At 74.2% G+C, this 17,092-nt stretch carries 15 protein-coding genes; 7 read left to right on the top strand and 8 right to left on the bottom strand.

All coding sequences use genetic code 11. The annotated features are described in order from the left end of the window. Together NQU55_RS11560 and NQU55_RS11555 are read left to right on the top strand one after the other, a co-directional pair. Complete coding sequence (locus tag NQU55_RS11560) at positions 1 to 531, top strand: hypothetical protein (RefSeq protein ID WP_168091576.1); 531 nt, start codon at positions 1 to 3, stop codon at positions 529 to 531. Next, positions 531 to 1,523, top strand: coding sequence for a serine/threonine-protein kinase (locus NQU55_RS11555; RefSeq protein ID WP_168091575.1), 993 nt, complete (start codon positions 531 to 533; stop codon positions 1,521 to 1,523). The genes NQU55_RS11560 and NQU55_RS11555 overlap by 1 nt, the downstream gene beginning before the upstream one ends. Before the next feature lie 57 nt (positions 1,524 to 1,580). On the opposite strand, the gene NQU55_RS11550 is transcribed toward NQU55_RS11555, so the two are convergent. Next, on the bottom strand, positions 1,581 to 2,858 hold the full coding sequence (locus tag NQU55_RS11550) for a streptophobe family protein (protein WP_168091574.1): 1,278 nt from the start codon (positions 2,856 to 2,858) through the stop codon (positions 1,581 to 1,583). 237 nt (positions 2,859 to 3,095) lie between these two features. Between NQU55_RS11550 and NQU55_RS11545 the strand changes: the two genes are divergently transcribed. The 5 genes from NQU55_RS11545 (at position 3,096) to NQU55_RS11525 (ending at position 9,385) form a co-directional block, all read left to right on the top strand. Further along, a complete protein-coding gene (locus NQU55_RS11545) occupies positions 3,096 to 4,277 on the top strand; it encodes a DUF6777 domain-containing protein (protein ID WP_168091573.1) in 1,182 nt (393 codons plus the stop codon). 37 nt (positions 4,278 to 4,314) lie between these two features. After that, entirely contained in the window at positions 4,315 to 5,034 is a 720-nt protein-coding gene (locus NQU55_RS11540; RefSeq protein ID WP_168091572.1) for a DUF998 domain-containing protein, read from the top strand. 250 nt (positions 5,035 to 5,284) lie between these two features. After that, positions 5,285 to 6,667 carry a family 2B encapsulin nanocompartment shell protein gene (locus NQU55_RS11535; protein ID WP_256790440.1) on the top strand — a complete coding sequence of 461 codons (1,383 nt, stop codon included), beginning with the start codon at positions 5,285 to 5,287 and terminating at the stop codon, positions 6,665 to 6,667. Beyond that, positions 6,654 to 8,057, top strand: a complete 1,404-nt coding sequence (locus tag NQU55_RS11530) for a SufS family cysteine desulfurase (RefSeq protein WP_256790439.1) — start codon at positions 6,654 to 6,656, stop codon at positions 8,055 to 8,057. Before NQU55_RS11535 ends, NQU55_RS11530 begins: the two co-directional genes overlap by 14 nt. A gap of 233 nt (positions 8,058 to 8,290) precedes the next feature. Beyond that, entirely contained in the window at positions 8,291 to 9,385 is a 1,095-nt protein-coding gene (locus NQU55_RS11525; RefSeq protein ID WP_240976926.1) for a hypothetical protein, read from the top strand. Positions 9,386 to 9,462: 77 nt separating this feature from the next. Here NQU55_RS11525 and NQU55_RS11520 read toward each other — a convergent pair whose 3' ends face one another. From NQU55_RS11520 to NQU55_RS11490, 7 genes are all read right to left on the bottom strand, one after another. Further along, positions 9,463 to 10,410: an MBL fold metallo-hydrolase gene (locus tag NQU55_RS11520; protein WP_168095976.1), complete on the bottom strand. Its 948-nt coding sequence runs from the start codon at positions 10,408 to 10,410 to the stop codon at positions 9,463 to 9,465. A 67-nt stretch (positions 10,411 to 10,477) separates the two neighbouring features. After that, on the bottom strand, positions 10,478 to 11,566 hold the full coding sequence (locus tag NQU55_RS11515) for a PP2C family protein-serine/threonine phosphatase (RefSeq protein ID WP_168095977.1): 1,089 nt from the start codon (positions 11,564 to 11,566) through the stop codon (positions 10,478 to 10,480). 66 nt (positions 11,567 to 11,632) lie between these two features. After that, a complete protein-coding gene (locus NQU55_RS11510) occupies positions 11,633 to 11,788 on the bottom strand; it encodes a hypothetical protein (protein ID WP_168095978.1) in 156 nt (51 codons plus the stop codon). Positions 11,789 to 11,813: 25 nt separating this feature from the next. Beyond that, the gene (locus tag NQU55_RS11505; RefSeq protein ID WP_256790436.1) at positions 11,814 to 13,646 is read right to left on the bottom strand and encodes a carbamoyltransferase family protein; all 1,833 of its coding nucleotides are present in this window, start codon (positions 13,644 to 13,646) and stop codon (positions 11,814 to 11,816) included. Between the two features lie 194 nt (positions 13,647 to 13,840). Then, a complete protein-coding gene (locus NQU55_RS11500; protein WP_240976862.1) occupies positions 13,841 to 14,764 on the bottom strand; it encodes an SGNH/GDSL hydrolase family protein in 924 nt (307 codons plus the stop codon). Between the two features lie 50 nt (positions 14,765 to 14,814). Beyond that, a complete protein-coding gene (locus tag NQU55_RS11495; protein WP_168095536.1) occupies positions 14,815 to 15,744 on the bottom strand; it encodes an NAD(P)/FAD-dependent oxidoreductase in 930 nt (309 codons plus the stop codon). After that, entirely contained in the window at positions 15,725 to 17,050 is a 1,326-nt protein-coding gene (locus NQU55_RS11490; RefSeq protein WP_168095537.1) for an MFS transporter, read from the bottom strand. The genes NQU55_RS11495 and NQU55_RS11490 overlap by 20 nt, the downstream gene beginning before the upstream one ends. Between the last annotated feature and the right edge of the window lie 42 nt (positions 17,051 to 17,092).

Below are 17,092 nucleotides of genomic sequence, written 5' to 3'. Positions count from 1 at the left end.
ATGAGCACCGTCCCCCTCTCGCCCGGCAGCGCGTCCGGCATCCCCGGATTCCTGCCCACCCACGTCGTGCCCCCCGGCGGGCTCGCCACCTGGACCGCCCCCGACGGGGCCGTCCCCACCGAGCCGCTGGACCCGCTGCTGCCCGTACGGCTGGTGGAGCGCCGCGGCGAATGGGGGCAGGTGCTGTGCTCCAACGGCTGGGCCGCGTGGACCGACGCCCGGCTCCTGGTCTCGCTGCCGCAGGGGCCGCCCGCGGCCGGCGGCCTGCCCGAGCGGACGCAGGACGCGCGCGCCCTCCTCGCCCGGGTCCAGGAGACCCTCGGGCAGTACCGCACGGCGATGGAGGACCTCGCCGCCGGGCGCACGGACGGGGAGACCTTCGGCCGCACGACGCGGGGGCTGCGGATCGGAGCGGTGGTGGACGGCGACGCCGTCTGGCTCTACGACGCCGGGCGGGACATGTGGTGCTACTGCGACGGCACGGCCATGGCCGCCCTCGCCTCCCCGGCCGGGCCCGGCGGTGAGGGCTGATGGCCGGGGCCGGTGAACGCCCGTCCGAGCTGATCGGCCGCCGCATCGCCGGTTACGAGGTGGAGAGCGAGATCGGGCGCGGCGGCATGGCCGTCGTCTACCGCGCCCGCGACCTGCGGCTCGGCCGGATCGTCGCGCTCAAGCTGCTCGCCCCCGAACTGGCCCGCAACGACACCTTCCGCAAGCGCTTCGGGCACGAGTCGCAGGTGGCCGCGGCCATCGACCACCCGCACATCGTCCCGGTGTTCGAGGCCGGGGAGGCCGACGGGCTGCTCTACATCGCCATGCGGTACGTGGCCGGGCAGGACCTGCGGGTTCTGCTCGACCGCGAGGGGCCGCTGCCGCCGGACGCCGTGTGCCGTATCGCCGGCCAGGTCGCCTCCGCACTCGACGCCGCCCACGCCAACGACCTGGTGCACCGGGACGTCAAGCCGGGGAACATCCTCGTGGCCGAGGGCACCGACGCCGACCACCCCGAGCACGTGTACCTCACCGACTTCGGGCTGACGAAGAAGTCCCTGTCGCTGACCGGGTACACCCGGGTGGGCCAGTTCGTCGGCACGCTGGACTACGTCGCCCCCGAGCAGATCGCGGGCAAGCCGGTCGACGGGCGGTGCGACGTGTACAGCCTGGGGTGCGTGGTCTTCGAGATGCTGACGGGAGCGCCGCCGTTCCGGCGCGAGGACGACATGGCGCTGCTGTGGGCGCACCAGTACGACGCGCCGCCGAAACTGTCGGAGCGTCAGCCCGGGCTGCCGGACGCGGCCGACGAGGTCCTGGGCAAGGCCTTGGCCAAGACGCCGGACGAGCGCTACGACGGCTGCTGCCGGTTCGTGGCGGCCTTGCGGTCCGCGACGACGGAGAGGTCCGGCGCAGGCCCGGTCGACCGCGGTGCGACGCCCCGGCCGCCGGAAGAACCGCTGGACGAGCTGCCGGAGGTCCCCGAGCCGCCGGCGTGGGCCGCGGCGGTGTTCCCCGAACGGTGGCGGTGAGCGGAAGGCGGCCGGGCCGGGGGAGTGCAGGCGCGGGCTGATCGCTCGGCCTGCCCCCTACGGCTTTCCGGCCTCCTCGGTGAGGCCCTGGCGCCCGATCCTCCGGGACAGCAGGCTGCCCAGGTAGCCCGCCACCATGCCCCACAGCAGACCCACGCCGGTCAGCGTCAGCAGGTGCGGGGTCAGGGCGACCTCGCCGCCGAAGGACGACAGGTCGCCGATGCCCAGCAGCGACAGCCCGACGCGGGCGGAGATGCGGGTGAGGGTGCCGATGACGAACAGCGTGAGGGCCATCGCCACCCCCAACTGCATCGCGTGCTCCCAGGGCTGCATCGTCGCGGGCGAGCGCACGGCCAGCAGGAGGCCCGCCGCGAGCAGGGCGACCACGGCGAGGGCCACCAGCAGCCACGCCCGCCCGTCGTGCTCCGCGAGCGAGGCGATGGTCACCGTGGACGGCTCGTCACCGCCCCCGCGCAGCACCGCCGTGAGCGCCTCGGGCAGGGGCAGCCCGAGGGACTGGCCCGGCACGCGCCCCTCCCAGGAGCCGCCGAGACCGAGACCCAGCGAGATCCAGGCCAGGTTGGGCAGGCCGAGCAGGAGCACCGCCATGGTCCCCGCCGCGTTGCCGCGCGTGACGGCGGAGACGAGCCCGATGAGCAGGAAGAGCAGCACGTAGCCGAGCAGCAGCGCCACCACGGCGAACGCGGCGGGCCGTACGGGGTCCTGGAAGCGCAGCAGCCGCGACGGCAGCGGCGTCTTGCGGGAGGCCGCGACCGCCACGGCGAGCAGGACGAGCAGCCACAGCAGCCCGTAGCCGAGAGTGGGCCCGATCGACGCGCGGAACCCGACGCTGGGGGCGACGTCCAGGGCCTCCCCGATGTCGCCGAGGAGGGACTCGCCCAGGTCGATGCGGAAGGTGTGCCGTGCGCCGAGGGCGATGAGGAGCAGGGCGATCAGCCACAGTACGGCCGTACGGGCGACGCGGGCGAGCAGGTCGCGCCCGCCCGCCACCGCGTGGTGGCGCAGCGGGCGCAGGAAGACGCCGGCCAGGGCGACCGCGCCGGCCAGGGTCACCGACAGCGGCACGACGTCGAGCGAGGCCCCCGTACGGCCCAGGACGCCCGCGCCGCCGGACAGCTCCACCGTGCCGCCCACGGCCGAGACGACGGTGGCCGCGGTCACGGCCGGGAACGCGCCCTGCAGGCCGTCGGCCCCGGCGGCCCACAGCCCGAGCGCGGCGACGGCGAACATGGCCGCCACCGCGGCGGCCACGGCCGCGAAGGCGTCCCACCAGACGCGCACGAAGGAGGGCGCGCCCCCGGGCGGCTGGCTCACACTGCCTCCGCATGCCTCGTCGACGGTCGGGTACCCGGGCTCCGGAGGGGGAGCCCGCAAGCTCAACGTACGCCCGCGCGGTCCGCTCCACCTGTCGGAGATCCGCCCACCGGGCCACCCCTCCCCGGGCGAACCCGGCTTGCGGCCCGCGCCGGTCTGCGGCACACAATGATCACGGGGGGCGGTGACATCCCAGCGCAGGACCCATCAGAGGACCCAAACGGAGGAGCAGGGCCCGTGTCGTCCGAACCACCGTCAGAAGACCGCCCCACCGGCCCGCCGTCCGGCCCTCTCTCCGGCGGGGGAAGCGGATCCGGCCGGACCGGTCCGCCCACCCCGGCCGAGCCGCCGGAGCCGACCCGGGCGGACTGGCCGTCGTCCGGCGGCGGCCGGAGCGTGCCCTCGGCCCCGGAGCCGCCCGGTCCGCCCGGCCCGCCCGCGCCGCCGACCGGCGGCCACGCCGCGCCGCCGCCCGGCGGGGAGCCCCCGCGCCCCTGGTGGCGCTCCGGCCCCAAGGTCGCCCTCGTCGGCGGCCTCGCGGTGGTCGTGGCGGCGCTCGCGGTCTACTTCCTCCGGCCGGAGGGCGGCGGCGAGGTCTTCCTGCAGGCCGCATCGGCCGAGGGCAGGGACCCCTTCACCCCCTCCACGGCCAAGGAGAAGGGCACGAAGGAGGCGACCGCGGCCCCCGTCTCCCCGGCCCCGGGCGGCACCCGCACCATCGAGGGCTCCAGCCCCGGCCTCTACGGCGGCAGCGAGAACGAGTCGAGCTGCGACGTGGAGCGCCAGATCAAATACCTGACGGAAAATCAGAACAAGGCCCGGGCCTTCGCGAGCGCGGCGGGCATCCAGCAGGGCGAGATTCCCGGCTACTTGCGCGGCCTGACCCCCGTGCAGCTGCGCTCCGACACCCGCGTCACCAACCACGGCTACAAGAACGGCTCGGCCACCCCCTACCAGGCCGTCCTGCAGGCCGGAACGGCCGTCCTGGCCGACAACCGGGGCGTGCCCCGGGTGCGCTGCGCCTGCGGCAACCCGCTCAGCGGGCCGGTCGCGATCAAGGGCAGCCAGACGACGAAGGGGCAGAGCTGGAGCACGTACAAGTCGTCCCAGACGGTCGCCGTCGCCCCGGCCCGCACCGTCATCGTCGTCATCATCATCTACGACCCGCGCACCGGCGAATGGTTCGAGCGGCCGGTGGGTACCGACGGCAGCAAGGACCGCCGCATCCCGCCCCCCAAGGGCGGCGTGACGTCCGGCCCGGCCACGCCTCCGTCGGAGGAGCCGAGCAGCACCGAGCCGTCGAAACCGTACTCGTCCCCGCCGGCGTCGCCTCCCAGCGCGCCGCCCCCGCCGCCGACCGAGCCCGGGCCCGCCTACGGCCCGCAGAACCGGAAGGCCGGATCCGGAGGAGCGCCATGAGCCGGACCGCCCGGCGGCGGATCTGAGACCGCCTCCGATGCCCGACGCGCCGCTCGCGCCCCGGTCGCAGGAGGCCGGGACCCGTCCGGCCCCGGCCGCCGCCGGGGCGCGGGCGGCCGCGCGCGAGCCGCGCCCGGCATGGCTGCTGGCCGCGGCGGCGGTGGCCTACAACGCCTGGCTGCTGGAGTTCGTCCTGCCCACGGGCCTGGACGCCCGGCACTCCTACGTCAGCGAGCTCTACGCCGCCGACCAGCGCTTCCACGGGCTGTTCGGCGCGATCGAGATCGTCACCGCCCTGCTCGTGGCCGCGGGGGCGGCTCCCCTCCCGCGCCCGCCCGGCAGCAGCCGCCGCGTCCTCGCGAGCCGCTGGTCGCTGGTCGCCTTCGCCGCGTCCTCCGTGGCGGACGTCATCGTGCCGATGCGCTGCGCCCCCTCGGTGAACAGCGCCTGCGAGGTAGTCAACCCCTTGCACACGGCCACCAGCGCGCTGGCCCACGCGGCGCTGTTCGCCTCGATGGCGCTGATGGTGGCGGCCGCGGCGGGCGGCACCCGGTGGCCGCTGGTCCGCCGCTGGGGGCCGTGGGTCCTGGCCGCGGCCCTGACGGCCGCGCTGCTCACGGTCGGACCGCTGCTCGGCCGCCCGGGCTGGCACGGCGTCCCGCAGCGCGCGCACCTGGTGCTCGTCGGGGTGTGGCTCGCCCTGCTCGCCGCCTCGTTCGGAGGACTGGGCAGAACCGGTCGTCACAGGAGTACGTGACGATCGAATCTGGTCGATTGTGCAGGAGGGTGAAGGGCTGCGGAGGTCTTCCGTCCGCTCGGACGCCGCGCGGTCCGTCCGGAAATCGAACCTGATCAGGAACCCATCGAACAGGGCGAGTTCACTTCTGCCTGAACCTGTCACTTCCCCAACAGGTAGTGTTTTAAAGCCATGTCGCATTACTGCAGTCTTGTGAACGCAATGTTTCCAACAAGACGATCATCCTCGTTACCCACACGAGGAGGTCCTCATGAACGACCGGCTGAGTCTCAGCCCGGACGCGGCACGGCAGCTTGCGACCACCACCAAGACCGCCCCGCAGATGCGCGGCATCACGCCCCGCTACCTGCTCCGCGCCCTGCCGTGGGTGGACGTCGAGTCCGGCACCTACCGCGTCAACCGCCGGCGGACCTTCATACTCGGCGACGACCGGATCACCACGTACCGGAACGATGACGCCCACCACATCGTCCCGGAGGACCTGCGGGAGATCCCCTACCTGCGCGAGGCGGGCGAGGACCTCCTGCGCGAACTGGCCTCCTCCTTCACCGAGGTCGCCTTCGAGGCCGGGCAGACCCTGGTCGAGGAGGGCGAGACCACCTGCAGGCTGTGGGTCCTCGTCCAGGGCCGGGCGGAGAAGCGGGCCACCGGCCGCTACGGCGAGGACGCGCTCCTCGAAGTCGTCGGCGACGGCCAGTTCTTCGACCTCGACTCCTGGTCCCACGGCAACCCCGCGCCCTACCGCGTCCGGGCCCTGACCCCCGGCACCGCGCTCTGCGCCGACCGCGACCAGCTGGCCCGGCTCGCCGGACGCGACGAGGCGCTCAGCGCCGCCCTCGCCGCCTTCAACGCCGGCGAGCGCACCGCCCCCGGCTCCGAGGTGCCGGTGGACCTCACCGCCGGGCACGTGGGCGAGCCCGACCTGCCGGGCACCTTCGTCGACTACGAGGACGTCCCCCGCGAGTACCACATGACGCTCGCCCAGACCGTGCTGCGCGTCCACTCCCGTGTCGCCGACCTCTACAACGAGCCCATCGACCAGACCCGGGCCCAGGCCGACCTGACCGTGCAGGCGCTGCGCGAGCGCCAGGAGCGGTCGATGCTCAACCACCCCGAGTTCGGCCTGTTCAACAACGTCGCCCCGGGCCAGCGGGTGCAGACCCGCACCGGCGCCCCCACCCCCGACGACATGGACGAGCTGCTCAGCAGGGTCTGGAAGCAGCCCTCCTACTTCCTCGCCCACCCGCGCGCCATCGCCGCCTTCGGCCGCGAGTGCACGCGCCGCGGCGTCCCCCCGGTCATCGAGAACCGCTTCGGCAGCCCCCTGCTGACCTGGCGCGGCGTCCCGCTGCTGCCCTCCGACAAGGTGCGCATCACCGGCCCGAACGGCGCCGGCACCACCGAGATCCTGCTGATGCGTGTCGGCGAGGCCGAGCAGGGAGTGGTGGGCCTGCGCCCCGCGAAGGTGCCCGACGAGGTCGAGCCGGGTCTGTCGATGCGCAACATGGGCATGGACCAGAAGGGCATCACCCAGTACCTGATGACGGCCTACTTCAACGCCGCGGTGCTGGTCGAGGACGCCCTCGCCGTGCTCCAGAACGTCGAGGTGTCCAAGTACCATGACTACTCCTGACATGTCGTGGGGCGCGCACGCCCCGGGCATGGCCCCGATGCCGGGCGTACAGGCACCGGGGACGACGCCGCCCGCCGGCACGGCACCGTCCCCGGACCTCCCGTGGGCGCCGGCCGTGCCCGCCGTGCCCCGGCAGCCCACCGGGGGCAGCGCGGCCACCCGCAGCGGCGGGTTCACCCCCGAGGCCGCCCGGCAGGACGTCCCCGTCCTGCAGCGGCCCGTCAACGGGCGCCCCGTCGTCTGGCTCGACAACGGCGCGACCACCCAGAAGCCCCGCCAGGTCATCGAGACCCTGGCCGCCTACTACGCCACCGCGAACTCCAACATCCACCGCGGTGCGCACACCCTGGCCCGCGAGGCCACCGAGATGTACGAGGGCGGGCGGGCCGCGGTCGCCGGCTTCCTGGGCGCCCCGTCACCCGACACCATCGTCTTCACGCGGGGCACCACCGAGGCCGTCAACCTCGTCGCCCAGAGCTGGGGACGCGCCAACCTCGGCCCCGGCGACGAGATCCTGGTCTCCACCCTGGAGCACCACTCCAACATCGTTCCCTGGCTGATGATCGCCAAGGAGCGGCGGGCCCGGGTCGTGCCGATCCCCCTGCTGCCCGATGGCAGCATCGACCAGGACGCGTATGCGGACCTGCTCTCCTTCCGCACCCAGCTCGTCGCGATCAGCCACGCCTCCAACGTGCTGGGCACCGTGCCGCCGGTCAAGGAGATGACGGCACTGGCCCACCGCTACAACGCCAAGGTGCTCGTGGACGGCGCCCAGGCCGTCGCCCACTTCCCCGTGGACGTCCAGGACCTGGACAGCGACTTCTACGTCTTCTCCGGGCACAAGCTGTACGCCCCCACGGGCATCGGCGCGATGTACGCCAAGCCCGAGATCCTGGCCGCCATGCCGCCGTGGCAGGGCGGCGGCAACATGATCGACCAGGTGGAGTTCGACCGCGTCACCTACGCCCCCGCGCCGCACTGCTTCGAGGCCGGCACCGGGCACATCTCCGGCGTCGTCGGCCTCAAGGCCGCCATCGACTGGCTGACCTCCTTCGGCCGCGACGCGGTCGCCGCGTACGAGACCGCGCTGCTCGGCCACGCCCAGCAGGCCCTCGCCGCGGTACCGGGCCTCACCGTCCTGGGCAGCGCGCCCGAGAAGATCGCGGTGCTGACCTTCACGCTCGCGGGCCGGGACCCGATGGACGTGGCCCGCGCACTGGACCGGGACGGCATCGCCGTCCGCGCCGGCCACCACTGCGCCCAGCCCTCGCTGCGCCACTACGGGCTGGAGGCCGCGACCCGGGCCTCGCTGGCCCTGTACAACACCGCCGAGGAGGTGGACCAGCTGGCCGCCGCGCTGATGCGGATCCAGGCGCAGGGCGCCGGCTGACCCGCACTCACATCGCCCGAACCGCCGTACAGTCCGCCCCGGCGCACCGCGCGCCGGGGCGCGCTGTCGTCCCGGGCTTGCGGCATCCGGGGTGTCGCGCCGAACCGATGCGCGGCACAACTACGAGATTCCGCGGTATTTCCGGTGGCACAGGGAACCATCAGGTACGGAAGACAATCTCGTACGTCAGAGACGCACGAGTGTGCGTACGACCCGGAAGCAGGGGGCGGTACATGTCACGAAGAGTCGCGCAGCGGCGGTTGTCGGCGGTGCGGGGCGCCATGGGATCGGTGGCCGCGCTCGCGGCCGGGCTGATCCTCGTCGCGGGGACGCCCGGGACGGCCGCGGCCATACCGGCCGCGGGCAGCACGCAGGCGGCACCGGACTGCGGCAGCGACCAGGAGGCGCGCCGTCCGTCCGCCGCCGAGGCCGCCGCGGCGGGTGCCGCCACGGCGGAGCCGCCGGCGGCCGCGGTCGGCACCGCCGCGGAGAAGGTCTCCTTCAGCCTGCCCTCCCAGCTGCCCATCGGCATGTGGTCGCGCGCCGGCGTCACGCTGCGCACGCCCGTCTCCAAGGGCACCGTCCGCCTCGACGTCCGCAGCCGCGGCTTCAGCACCGACTCCCTCGTGATCCAGCGCTACGTGCCCAGGACCCACAGCTGGACGGACCTGAAGACCCGTCCGTCCGGCTCGGGCACGCACGGCGTCTTCACCTTCCCCCTCACCGCCGACGCGAGCGCGTCCCGGCCGCACAGCGTGGCCCTGCGCCTGCAGGACCTCGACCGCCCGGGCACCGTCACCGTCACTACCACCGTCGAGGACGGCAAGGGCCGCACCCACCGCGCCCCGGCCCGCACCGCCACGGCCACCCGGCCGGACGTCTCGGCCGGCGGCTGGAAGAGCGGCACCGCGCTGAGCCGCGGCGGCGCGGCGAGCGCCCCCTTCACCCTCACGGTGAAGAACACCACCGACCGCCCCTACCCCTCCCTGTACGCCGCCTACTTCGCCTACGGCGCCGGCACCGCCCACGCCCTGGCCCCCAAGGACCTCGTCCTGCAGCAGTACCGGCCCGGGCACGGCTGGGAGCGCGTCCAGCTCGTCGCCGGCGGCTGCGACCCCGGCATGAGCGCCGCGCTGCTGCCGGTCACCAAGGGTCCGCTGGCGCCGGGCGCCACCGCCGCCTACCGGCTGCGGATCGCCGTCGCCGGATCGGCCCCGCGCGACGTGACCAAGGTCGACGCGGGCCTGACGGTCGGCAACGGCGACTCGTCCTTCTTCCACCAGGACCTGCCCTTCACGGTCCGGGCGGGCAAGAGCCCGGGCAAGTAGCGCACCTGCGCAGCGACACCGCGGGCCGGCCCTTCCGCAAGGGCCGGCCCGTCGGCGTTCCCCGGCCCGACGACGCGTCAGGCCGGCCCCGGGTCACCGTCCTCCGTCCGGTCGAACGCCGCCCAGCGCGCGAGCGCGAACTTCCCGCCCTCCCGGCGCACTTCGGCGGCCCCGTGACCCGGCAGGTGCGCCGGGAACACCAGGGCCCGGGTGTCGGCGGCCTCCTCCAGGAACCGCCGCCGCGAGCGGGTGGCCTGCGCCTGGTCCTCGCTCAGGCACGTGTCGCAGTCGGGCTCGGATATCTGCAGCGGGCTGTGCACCAGGTCGCCGATGAACAGGGCGCGCTCCGTGCCCGACTCCAGCCGCACCACGGCCGAGCCGGGCGTGTGCCCGGGAGCGGCCTCCAGGCTCAGCCCCGCGTCGATACGGTGGCTCCCGCCCTCCCACAGCACCATCTGCCCGGCCCGGTGCACCGGCATCACACTGTCCTCGAACACCTCGGCGACGCCCTCCGCGAGGCTCAGGTCCCCGAGGACGCCCCGGGGCGTGTGCGGGCCGTCCGGGTTCCAGTAGTCGAAGTCCGCCCTGGCGACGAGATACGTCGCGTTCGGGAACGTCGGCACCCACACGCCGTCCTGTAACCGGGTGTTCCAGCCGATGTGGTCCGAGTGCAGATGCGTGTTCACGACGACGTCCACGTCCTCGGGACGGACCCCGGCGGCGGCCAGCCGCTCCAGGTAGCCGCTCTTCAGGTGCGACCAGTCCGGCATGTGCGGCCGGTCCTTGTCGTTGCCCAGCCCCGTGTCCACGAGCACCGTACGGCCCCCGCTGCGCAGCACCCACGTCTGCACGTTGCACACCAGCTGGTCGGTGGCCGGACGCCAGAAGTCCGGCGCCAGCCACGACTCGTTCTCCTTCCACATCCGCGGCGTGCTGGAGGGAAAGATCGCGGGGACGGGCGCGACCGGCGAGTGCCATTCCACGATGCGGGTGATGTCCACTCCACCCAAAGTGATCGTCTGCATGCCAACGACGCTATGCACCACAGGCGGAACCGCCAAGAGGCAGATATCACCGTTGCGTTGAACAGCTTTACTGTTCGCGCCGCACCGCGAGGAGCGCCGCGTCGTCCGACAGCTCGCCGCCCGCGTAGGCCAGCAGATCCGCGACGACCCGGTCCAGCAGCGCCGCCGGAGCCGACTCCGGCATGCCGGCCAGGCGCTCCGCCAGCGGATAGAAGCGGCCCGCCGCGTCCCGTGCCTCCGTCACCCCGTCGGTGTACAGCAGCAGCAGGTCGCCCCGCTCGAAGACGAAGGCCTGCCCGCGGTACGCGTCCCCCACCATGCCCAGCAGCGCCAGCGGTGGCTGGGGGACCGGGGCCGGCACCTCCCTGACCCGGCCCGCCCGGCACAGCAGCGGCGGCAGGTGGCCGCAGTTCACCAGCTCCGCCCGGCCCGGCCCGGCCACCTGCACCAGGACCGCGGTCACGAACTCCTCGCCGGGCCGCCGCCGGCACATCGCGGCGTCCAGGCGCCCCGCCACGGCCGCCAGGGACGGCTCGACCTGCGCGGCCTCCCGGAACGTCCCCAGCACGGCCGCCGCCGTGTCGATCGCGGACAGCCCCTTGCCGCGCACGTCCCCCAGCAGCAGCCGCGTCCCGAACGGCGTCGCCAGCGTCTCGTACAGGTCGCCGCCCACCCGCGCCTCCGCGGCGGCCGCCAGATAGCGCACCGCCACCCGCAGCCCGTCCAGCCGCTCGGGCGGCGGTCGCAGCAGCGTCTGCTGCGCGGCCTCCGCCACCGACCGCGACTGCAGCAGCTCCCGCTCCCGCGTGGCCACCAGCAGCACGTTCGCTGTGCTGACGCAGGTGATGGCCAGCACCGTGAAGCCCGATGTCAGGTGGACGAGCAGCGGCACTTCGTCGTCGGCGAGCGCCAGCGGGGCGACCAGGACGAGCGCCCCCAGGCCGACCAGCATCGGCACCAGGGCCTTCCGGGAGCCGAAACCGGCGAGGACCGGCGCGGTGGCCAGGACGGGGGACACCGTCCACCGCGGATCCGACGCGAGGTCCATCACGACGGCCGTGCCCAGCAGCACGTACGCCGCCACGACGAGGAGGCGCGCGCGATGCGGCAGGCGCGGCGCCTGGGGCTGACCGTCCGGGCCGGTGACGTGCGTCATGATTGATTTCCACCATCAGGCACGCCCGCACCGGCCGCAACCCGTCCCGGCCCGCCCGCCCCGCCATCAGCGCTCCCCGGGTCCGCTCCCCGGTGTGAAGTGCCAGTACGTCTGCGCCCGCGGCCGCCGGCGCCGGGCCAAGGGGTCGCGCACCCTCCGCCGGCACCAGCCCCACGGGGTGACCGCCAGGTAGTACACCGCGGTCAGCAGCACCGTCCGCACGGCGTCACACCTCCTTCCCCGGCAATCAGTCCATCGGGATCCCGCCACGCCAGTCCCGCTCCTCCTGCCACGGCGGCTGCTCCTCCTTGCGCAGCAGGAACCCGCCCAGCGCCAGCAGATCGATGTTGGTCCGCATGAAACACGCGTAGGCCTCCCGCGGGGTGCGGACGATCGGCTCGCCGCGCACGTTGAACGACGTGTTCACCAGCACCGGGCAGCCGGTGCGCTCCTTGAACGCCAGCAGCAGCCTGCGCAGCCGCGGGTGGCGCCCGTCCACGGTCTGCACCCGCGCCGAGCCGTCCACGTGCGTCACCGCGGGCACGGTCGACCTCGGCACGTGCAGCAGATCCAGGCCGCGCACCCCCTCCGGCACCCCGGCGGCCAGCCGCTGCGCGGCCGCCACCCGGCCCACGATCAGCATGTACGGGCTCTCCTGGCGCAGGTCGAACCAGTCCTTCGCGTCCTCGGCGAGCACCGCGGGCGCGAACGGCCGGAACGACTCGCGGAACTTCGTCCGCAGGTTGAGCGCCGACTGCATGCCCGGGTCGCGCGGGTCGGCGAGGATGGACCGCGAGCCCAGCGCCCGCGGCCCGAACTCCATCCGGCCCTGGAACCAGCCCACGATCGCACCGCCCGCCAGCGCACCGGCCACCTGCCGCGCCACGCCGTCGAAGCCCGGGCGCTCGTACGGGATGCCGTGGGCGTCCAGGTACGCGCCGATCTCGTCGTCCGAGTACGCCGGGCCCAGCAGCGCACCCGCCATCGCGTCCCGCCCGGAGCCGAGGTGCGCCCGCGGCGCCCCCCGCTCGTGGGCCTCCGCGAGCGCCGCCCCGAGCGAGCCCCCGGCGTCACCGGCCGCGGGCTGCACCCACAGCTCCGTCAGGCCCGCGTCCTCCAGCAGCCTGCCGTTGGCCACACAGTTGAGCGCGACGCCGCCGGCCAGGCACAGCCGCGGCTCCCCGGTCAGCCGCCGCGCGGTGCGGGCCAGCCGGAGCACCACCTCCTCCGTCACCTGCTGCACCGACGCCGCCAGGTCGAACTCCCGCTCGGTCAGCGGCCCTTCCGGCAGGCGCCGCGGCCCGCCGAAGAGCTGCTCGAAGCCGGGGCCGGTCATCACCCGCCCCCGCAGGAACTCGAACCAGCCGACGTCCAGCCGGAACGAACCGTCCGGCTTGACGTCGATCAGCCGCTCCCGGATCAGCGGCGCGAAGCGCGGCGTCCCGTACGGCGCGAGGCCCATCAGCTTGTACTCGCCCGAGTCGACCTTGAACCCGCAGAAGTAGGTGAACGCCGAGTACAGCAGCCCCAGCGAGTGCGGGAACCGCAGCTCGGCGAGGTGCCGCAGCCGGGTGCCCACGCCCTGCCACACGGTGGTCGTCGCCCACTCGCCGACCCCGTCGACGCACAGCACGGCGGCCGACGGGAAGGGACTCGCGAAGAACGCGGACGCGGCGTGGGACTCGTGGTGGCGCCGCGCCACGACCTGCGGCACCGCCCGTCCCCCCGGCCCGGCCAGGTGGTCGCGCACCGCCCGCGTGGCGTGCCGCTTCCAGCCGAGCCACGCCGGCATGCCGTCCAGGAACGACGGGAGGCCGTGCGGCGCGGCCTCCGCGTACGTCGCGAGCACCCGCCGGAACTTCAGCGCCGGATCCTCGTAGTAGGCGACCGCGGAGACGTCACCGAGCTCCGCCCCCGCCTCCCGCAGGCAGTAGCCGACCGCCTCGTGCGGGAAGGACGGGTCATGCCGCCTGCGGCTGAACCGCTCCTCCTGCGCGGCCGCGACCGGGACGCCGTCGGCGACCAGCGCGGCCGCGCTGTCGTGGTAGAAGGCCGACAGGCCGAGAACCAGCTGCGTCACGCGGCGTCCCTTCCCGCATCAGAACCCGAACCCGAACCCGAACCCGCATCCGAACCCCGGATCAGAACATGGGATAGATGGACGCGTCGTCCGCCGGCTGCGGCTTCAGCGCCCGCTTGCGGCGCAGCAGCCGCGCCAGGATCCTGCGGAGCAGTGCCATGCGATGCCTCCCCTCCCGGTGTCCGTCCGGTCCCTCAGGCCGTGCCGAGGCGGTCGGCGAGGACGCGGGCGACCGCGTCGTACCCCGCGTCGACGCAGTGCACCCGGTCCACGAACAGCCACTCCGCGGGCCCCGTCGCCGCCCCGAGGGCCTCGTTCATGTCCAGGAACGGCACCCCCAGCCCCGCACAGCCCTCGCGCAGGGCCGCCGCGTAGGCGCGGCCGACGTCCATCGAGGCGATGTCGTTGTGCAGCCGGCGCCAGTTGGAGACGTCGTCCAGCTCGTCGAAGAGTGCCTTCTCCTGGGCCGCGGGCTCCTCCCGCACCCAGGGCGCCAGCGGCTGCAGGACGAACGTCAGCCGCGCCCCGAGCGCCCCGGCCAGCAGCTTCCACCCGCCGAGGTGGCGGATCGTCAGCGCGGTGGCGTGCGCGATCCGCTCGGCCGGGCCCGGCACCGCGGACGCGTCCGGCGCGGGCCCGCACTCGAAGAAGGCGCCGTGCCGGCCGTGCTGCGCCGCGGGCAGCCGGCTGAGGACGAGGTTGTTGACGCCGGAGAAGAGGACGATCTCCGCCACCTCGGGCGGCAGCAGATGCTGGAAGAGCGTGAGCAGCATCAGCTCCTGTGCCGAATTGAGGCTCTGGCCCGCGAAGTTGAGCCATGGCAGCCCGGGCGCGTGGTGGCTGCCCAGCCGCGAGGAGACGGTCGCGTGGTCCCCGCTCGCCCCCACGCCGAAGACCGCGGAACTGCCGGCCAGCAGCCGGACGGGACCCGGCGGGCGGCCGTCGGCCACCGTCGCCGGCCCGTCCGTCGTGTGGGTGACCCGGAATCCGCAGGAGTCGGTGGAGTACACCGGGGTCCGCTCGTTGCCGTACTGGAAGAAGCCGATGTAGGGCTGGTCCTCCAGGACGAAGGTGTAGTGCTCCATGTGGGGGACGAGTTCGGCGCGCGGGGACTTCATGGGGCAGGGCTCTCCTCGGTTGTCCGGGCGGCGGGCGGCGGGCCGCGCTCTCAGTGGGCGGCGGGCGGCAGGTCGTAGAGCGCGCCGGGCCGGTCCTCGCGGACCAGGTCGGCGTTGATGGCCATGGCCGCGAGGCCGCCGCTGGCCGCGGCCATGGCCGCCTGCTGCATGTTTTTGCCGAGGTCACCGGCCACGTACAGGCGGGGGAGCGAGGTCCGGCCGCGCTCGTCGGTCTGCACCGAGGTGAGGTCGGCGGCCTGCAGCCAGGGGCGCAGCGGCTCCACGCGCGGCTCGGTGTCCATGTGCAGGAACAGGGCCGTGAAGGACAGCGAGCGCCCGCCGGCCAGCTCGACGGCCACCCCGTCGGGGTGGGCCGAGACGCCGGTGACCTGGTCGGGCACGGTCTCCACCCCCGAGGCGGCCAGGAATCCGCGCTCCTCCTCGGGCAGCTCCCGCCGGTCCGACAGGTAGGTGAGCGAGGACGTCCAGGCGGTCAGGGTCGCGGCGAGGCACTCGCCGGGCACCGCACCGCCGTACACGCCGAAGGAGCCGTCGCGCACCTCGTAGGCGTGGCAGTACGGGCACTCGAAGACGCCCTTGCCCCACAGCGCGGCGAGCCCCGGCACGTCGGGCAGCTTCGAGCGCACGCCGGCCGCGTAGAGCACCGTGCGGCTCGTGAGCGCCCCGGCCTCCTTGGCGGTCGTCACCAGGCGGTCGCCCTCCGGCGCCACGGTGATCACCTCGTCGTCGAGGAACTCCACGCCGTAGCGGGAGACTTCGGCGCGGGCGCGGGCGCGGAAGTCCGCGATGGTCACCCCGTCGTTGGTGAGCATGTTGTGCATGACGCCCGCCGCCATGTTCCGGGCGTCGCCGGAGTCGACGAGTGCGACGCGCCTGCGCGACCTGCCCAGGTACAGCGCCGCGTTGAGGCCCGCCGGGCCGCCGCCGACGATCACGGTGTCATACGCTTCCGCGGTCATGCTCTCCTCTTTCGGTGTCGGTGTGCTGGTGCTGGGGCTGGTGCGGTACGCGGGAGGACTCCGGCTGTTCGCCGGTGAGCACGTCCTGGCGCAGCGGGGCGAGCAGGGCGACGGATCCCAGGATCAGGACGGCCCCGGACGAGACGAAGACGGTGGTGACGGACGTGGTGCGGGCGAGCAGGCCGCCGAGGGCCGCTCCGATCGGCATCGTTCCCCACGAGCACAGCCGTGACACGCTCATCACGCGGCCCTGCAGTTCCGGCGGCGCGAACCGCTGGCGCAGGGACAGGACCGGGATGTTCCAGCTCATCATGAAGAGGCCGTTGCAGAAGATCGCGGCCCCCGCGAGGACCGTGTTCCCCGCCAGCCCCAGGCCCACGTAGGCCGCGCCCGACAGGATCAGCGACCACTGCGCCAGGACGAGCGTGGGCAGCCGCCGCGCCAGCCGGGGCGCGAGCCACGTCCCGGCGATCGAGCCGACGGAGCCGACGGTCAGCAGCAGGCCGTAGCCGGTGGCGTGCAGGTGCAGGGTGCGGTGGGCGAGCAGCACCAGCATCGAGAACGTCGCGGAGTACACCAGGCCGTAGAGGGCGCTGGCGGCCAGCGTGCGGGTGAGCGCCGCCCGCGTGAGCACGAAGGAGACCCCTGTGCGCAGGTCCTGCCACAGGGAGCGGGCCGCGGACGTGCCGGGCGGGGGCGCCGTGCGGGGGGCCGCCTTGACGCCTGCCAGACCCAGCAGCAGGACGGCGGCGAGCCCGTAGAGCGCCCCGCCCGTCGCCAGCGCCAGCGTCGCGCCGACCCCCACCAGGAGGCCGGCCAGCGGCGGGCCCGCCATCTCGTTGAGGATGATCTGCGGGGCGAACAGCCTGCCGTTGGCGTGCTCCAGGTGCTCCGGCTCCACGATGTCGGGCAGCATCGCGGGCGCCGCGGTCTCCGCCAGGGTCTCGGCGATGCCGAGGACGAACGACAGCACGTACAGCACGGCCAGCGACGTACCCGCCGCGAACGCCGCGACGGCCGCCAGCAGCGCGGCGGCGCGCGTGAGGTTGCTGACGAGCAGGATGCGCCGCCGGTCGTGCCGGTCCGCCAGGACGCCCGCGGGCAGGGCGAACAGCAGCCACGGCAGCATGTTGACCGCCGTGAGCCCGGCCACCACCATCGGCTGCGGGTGGCTCGCGACCACCAGCAGGGGCAGCAGGGTGCGGGTGACGCCGTCCCCGGCGTTGGACGCCACGGACGACGACCACAGCCGGCGGAAGCGGCTGCCCAGCACGGGCTTGCGGGCCGGTGCCCCGGTCTTGGTCAAGGGACTTCACTCCGCGTCCGGCCGTGCCCCGCGGCCCCGCCG

Source organism: Streptomyces telluris (assembly GCF_024519335.1).
GTDB lineage: Bacteria > Actinomycetota > Actinomycetes > Streptomycetales > Streptomycetaceae > Streptomyces > Streptomyces telluris.
This window is presented reverse-complemented; position numbering and strand designations above follow the sequence as displayed.

Coding starts and splice junctions, on each gene's coding strand:
- NQU55_RS11560 (WP_168091576.1), top strand. CDS start 1: ATGAGCACCGTCCCCCTCTCGCCCGGCAGCGCGTCCGGCATCCCCGGA.
- NQU55_RS11555 (WP_168091575.1), top strand. CDS start 531: ATGGCCGGGGCCGGTGAACGCCCGTCCGAGCTGATCGGCCGCCGCATC.
- NQU55_RS11540 (WP_168091572.1), top strand. CDS start 4,315: ATGCCCGACGCGCCGCTCGCGCCCCGGTCGCAGGAGGCCGGGACCCGT.
- NQU55_RS11535 (WP_256790440.1), top strand. CDS start 5,285: ATGAACGACCGGCTGAGTCTCAGCCCGGACGCGGCACGGCAGCTTGCG.
- NQU55_RS11530 (WP_256790439.1), top strand. CDS start 6,654: ATGACTACTCCTGACATGTCGTGGGGCGCGCACGCCCCGGGCATGGCC.
- NQU55_RS11525 (WP_240976926.1), top strand. CDS start 8,291: ATGTCACGAAGAGTCGCGCAGCGGCGGTTGTCGGCGGTGCGGGGCGCC.
- NQU55_RS11520 (WP_168095976.1), bottom strand. CDS start 10,410: ATGCAGACGATCACTTTGGGTGGAGTGGACATCACCCGCATCGTGGAA.
- NQU55_RS11515 (WP_168095977.1), bottom strand. CDS start 11,566: ATGACGCACGTCACCGGCCCGGACGGTCAGCCCCAGGCGCCGCGCCTG.
- NQU55_RS11500 (WP_240976862.1), bottom strand. CDS start 14,764: ATGAAGTCCCCGCGCGCCGAACTCGTCCCCCACATGGAGCACTACACC.
- NQU55_RS11495 (WP_168095536.1), bottom strand. CDS start 15,744: ATGACCGCGGAAGCGTATGACACCGTGATCGTCGGCGGCGGCCCGGCG.